The 3,589-nt window shown below is 67.3% G+C and carries 4 protein-coding genes; all 4 read left to right on the top strand.

Going from position 1 to position 3,589, the window contains the following annotated elements:
• Positions 1 to 129 precede the first annotated feature (129 nt).
• From ACNPM4_RS13385 to ACNPM4_RS13370, 4 genes are read left to right on the top strand one after another with little or no spacing between them, the layout of a single operon-like run.
• Positions 130 to 1,314: a ferrochelatase gene (locus ACNPM4_RS13385; protein ID WP_448985996.1), complete on the top strand. Its 1,185-nt coding sequence runs from the start codon at positions 130 to 132 to the stop codon at positions 1,312 to 1,314.
• Between the two features lie 38 nt (positions 1,315 to 1,352).
• Positions 1,353 to 1,838 (top strand): ribose-5-phosphate isomerase, encoded by a 486-nt coding sequence (locus ACNPM4_RS13380; RefSeq protein WP_400858579.1) that lies wholly within the window; start codon positions 1,353 to 1,355, stop codon positions 1,836 to 1,838.
• 1 nt (position 1,839) lies between these two features.
• Positions 1,840 to 2,838 carry an Fpg/Nei family DNA glycosylase gene (locus tag ACNPM4_RS13375; protein ID WP_262000907.1) on the top strand — a complete coding sequence of 333 codons (999 nt, stop codon included), beginning with the start codon at positions 1,840 to 1,842 and terminating at the stop codon, positions 2,836 to 2,838.
• A 39-nt stretch (positions 2,839 to 2,877) separates the two neighbouring features.
• Positions 2,878 to 3,519 (top strand): FMN-binding negative transcriptional regulator, encoded by a 642-nt coding sequence (locus ACNPM4_RS13370; RefSeq protein ID WP_448985995.1) that lies wholly within the window; start codon positions 2,878 to 2,880, stop codon positions 3,517 to 3,519.
• Positions 3,520 to 3,589 lie beyond the last annotated feature (70 nt).

The following is a 3,589-nucleotide window of genomic DNA, read 5'->3' as shown; positions in this document are numbered from 1 at the left end:
CCCCCACGGCAACCATGACAGCCTACGCCAGTGCGGGAGTCGGCCCCTCGCATCGCACTCGGGAGGGCGGCGGCATAGAAACGGCGCTGCACGGACGCCTATGCTCCGCCGAGGTGAAAGGATGGAGGGGTGACTGCGATCGAGCCGAATGCCGTTCCCTTTGCCTCGCCTGCTGCCGCCGGTGGTGCACCCTTCGTGACCACGCCGGTCGCCTATGACGCGATCCTCCTCGCGGGCTTCGGGGGCCCCGAGGGTCAGGAAGATGTCATCCCGTTCCTGCGCAACGTGACCCGCGGTCGAGGAATCCCCGACGAACGGCTCGAGGAGGTCGCGCACCACTACCGGCATTTCGGCGGGGTGAGTCCGATCAACGGACAGAACCGCGTGCTCAAGGAAGCCCTCGAGAACGCCCTCGCCGCACGCGGCATCACGCTCCCCGTCTACTGGGGCAACCGCAACTGGGCTCCGTATCTCGAAGAGGTCGTGACCGAGGCCTCGACCAATGGTCACAACACGCTGCTGGCCTTCGCCACCAGCGCCTACAGTTCGTTCTCCAGCTGCCGTCAGTACCGCGAGGACTTCGCTCGCATCCTGGAGGAGACCGGGCTCGGGGAGACCGTGACGATCGACAAGATCCGGCCTTTCTACGACCACCCCGGTTTCGTGGAGGCGTTCGAGACGGGAGTCCGTGAGGCTGTCCAAGGCTTCCTGGCCGACGGCATCGTGGCGGCGGACATCCAGATCCTCTTCTCCACCCACAGCATCCCGACGGCCGACGCGGAGCGCTCCGGCGCGCGAGACATCGACTGGGGAGAGGGAGGCGCGTACGCCGCTCAGCATCTCGCCGTGGCTGCCTGGGTCATGGATCGGGTTCGCCAGACGGTTCCCGCAGCGGCCGACGTCTCGTGGGAGCTCGTCTACCAGTCCCGGTCCGGCCCCGCCTCGCAGCCGTGGCTCGAGCCCGACGTATGCGACGTGATCGGTGAACTGCCCGACCACGGACGCAAGGCAGTGGCGGTCGTCCCCGTCGGTTTCATGAGCGATCACATGGAGGTCCTGTGGGACCTCGACACCGAGGCCGCGGAGGCCGCGGAAGAGGCCGGACTCGCCTTCACGCGAACCCCCACGCCCGGTGTCTCACCGGCATTCGTCGACGGCATCGTCGACCTGATCCAGGAACGTCTCCAAGGTCGCCCCAACGAGGATCGTGCCCATGTCACGACGCTCCCCGGCGGCTTCGACGTCTGCCGACCCGGGTGCTGTGAGAACATCCGTGCGGGGTTCAAGCCCGCCGCCGCCGGCATCGCCCCATGACCTCGGAGCCGATCCGCGCCGCTTCTAGGATGGGAGTCATGCGCATCCACATCGCCACCGACCATGCGGGACTCGACTTCTCCACGCAGTTGCAAGAGCACCTGCGCGCTGCGGGGCATGAGGTCGTCGATCATGGCCCGATCGAGTACGACGCGGTCGACGACTACCCGGCGTTCTGCATCCGCGCGGCGCAGGCGGTCATCGCCGACCAGCGCGACGGTGTCGAGGCCCTCGGTGTGGTCTTCGGCGGTTCGGGGAACGGTGAGCAGATCGCAGCGAACAAGGTTGCGGGGGTGCGGGCCGCTCTGGTCTGGAACCTGTCGACGGCCGAGCTCGCCCGCGAGCACAACGACGCGAACGTCATCTCGATCGGCGCGAGGCAGCACACCTTCGACGAGGTGACCTCGTTCATCGACCGGTTCATCCAGACACCGTTCTCGGGTGATGAACGCCATGTGCGGCGGATCGGGCAGATCGCGGACTTCGAGCGCGACGGGTCCCTGCTCCCGGATCCGCGGGGCTGACATGCCCGAGGGCCATTCCGTTCACCGGATCGCACGACAGTTCGATCGCAACTTCGTGGGCAAGACTCTGAGCGCGTCCAGTCCACAGGGACGGTTCGCCGAGGGAGCCGCGGTTCTCGACGGACGTGCGGCGGTGAGTGTGCAGGCCGTCGGCAAGCAGATGTTCCTCGAGACGGAGGGCGACCTCTGGCTGCGGGTGCACCTCGGTCTCTACGGTGCCTGGGACTTCGCCGGTGAGATCATCGTCGATCCGACGATAGCCTCCGCCAACGGGCGGATGGGGCAGACGAACCAGCGCGGCACCGTCCTCGACGACCCCATCCTGGATGATGCCGGCGAGAACTCCCTCGCGTCCATCGGGGCACCACGCCGCACGAGGGTGCACGTCCGCATGTCGGAGCAGACGAAGGGCCTCGCCGATGAGGGGCTCGAATGGCCGCCTCCGGTCGTGGGACAGGTTCGTCTGCGCCTCATGACCGACATCACCGCCGCCGACCTGCGTGGCCCGACGGCATGCGTGCTCCAGACGCCGGAGGAGATGCTGGCGACGGTCGCGAAGCTCGGGCCCGACCCGCTGGTCGGGGACCCGGTCGAGAACGAGGAGCGGTTCGTCCGGGCGGTCGGGAAGAAGTCGACAGTCATCGCCTTGCTTCTCATGGACCAGTCCGTCGTCAGCGGGATCGGGAACGTATACCGCGCCGAGATGCTCTATCGGCAGCGGTTGAACCCGCATACTCCGGGTCGAGACGTTCCGGAAGAGGTCGTGCGCGCGCTCTGGCACGATTGGGTGCGACTGCTGGCGATCGGCGTCGAGACCGGCCAGATGATGACGATGGACGGTCTCACGGGCGAGGACTACCGCGCCGCGATGGCGAACCGCGACGACCGGCACTGGGTGTATCACCGGGCGGGGCTCCCGTGCCGGGTCTGTGGCACGGAGATCGCCCTCGAGGAGATCGGCGCTCGCAAGCTGTACTGGTGCCCGCGCTGTCAGGCGTGACCGGACTGTGCACCCCCGCATCCGTTCTAGGCTGATCGCATGCGACAGAATCCGAGCTTCACGCTCGCCGACGAGGCCGGGATCCGCCGGGTGATCGAGATGAGCCCCTGGGCGACGATCATGAGCGCCGGTGATGACGGTCTTGTCGCTTCGCACTACGCGGTGCTTCTGGACAAGACACGCGACGACCTCACCATCGTCGGGCACGTCGGCCGCCCGGACGACCTCATCCACGGTATCGGGGAGCGCGAGCTCCTCGTCGTGTTCCAGGGGCCGCACGGCTACGTGTCGCCCGGCTGGTACGGCGACGTGCAGGCGGTGCCGACGTGGAACTACACCGCCGTGCACCTCGCCGGTGTGCCGGAGATCCTCTCCGACGAAGAGAACCTGGTGGTACTGGATCAGCTCGTCGCACGATTCGAGTCGCGGATGCCGGAGCCGAAGCTGATGTGGGAACGACCGAACGATGCCGCTTTCGTCCAGCGACTCGCTGCCGGCACAGTGGGGTTCCGGCTGACGCCCACCCGTGTGGTCGCGAAGCGCAAGCTCAGCCAGAACAAGCCGGTCGAGACGATCGAGACGGTGATCAGCGCCCTCCGGTCGGACGGTCCGTATTCGAACCCGGCTCTCGCGGAAGAGATGCGACGTGCCCAGGATGCCAGGACCGGAGGGCGGCGATGACAGATGGCGACGCGGTGATCGGCACGATCAGGGCTACGAGGATCGTCGGCCCCGGTCGTGAGTTCCTGAT

This window comes from Microbacterium umsixpiens (assembly GCF_053543675.1).
Note: the sequence above shows the minus strand (reverse complement) of the source record. Positions and strands in the feature narration are given on the sequence as shown.

Coding starts and splice junctions, on each gene's coding strand:
- ACNPM4_RS13380 (WP_400858579.1), top strand. CDS start 1,353: ATGCGCATCCACATCGCCACCGACCATGCGGGACTCGACTTCTCCACG.
- ACNPM4_RS13375 (WP_262000907.1), top strand. CDS start 1,840: ATGCCCGAGGGCCATTCCGTTCACCGGATCGCACGACAGTTCGATCGC.
- ACNPM4_RS13370 (WP_448985995.1), top strand. CDS start 2,878: ATGCGACAGAATCCGAGCTTCACGCTCGCCGACGAGGCCGGGATCCGC.